A 229-nucleotide genomic window follows, 5' to 3' on the forward strand; every position below is an offset into this window, starting at 1 on the left:
GTATTGACGCTGAGGCACGAAAGCGTGGGGATCAAAATCCTGTTTGATCCCCACGCTTTCGTGCCTCAGCGTCAATACAGGCCCAGCAAGCTGCCTACGCAATTGGTGTTCTATGACATATCTATGCATTTCACCGCTACATGTCACATTCCGCCTACCTCAACCTGATTCAAGTCCGACAGTATCAAAGGCAATTTAACAGTTAAGCTGCTAGCTTTCACCTCTGACT

General features: G+C 48.0%; 1 rRNA gene. It reads right to left on the reverse strand.

Features of this window, described 5'->3' with window-relative positions:
* Positions 1-229: ribosomal RNA gene (locus ACTHS4_RS12810) — 16S ribosomal RNA — on the reverse strand; the annotation flags it as partial.

It is taken from the genome of Neisseria sp. P0014.S009 (assembly GCF_051958155.1).
GTDB classification, from domain to species: Bacteria; Pseudomonadota; Gammaproteobacteria; order Burkholderiales; family Neisseriaceae; genus Neisseria; species Neisseria flavescens_C.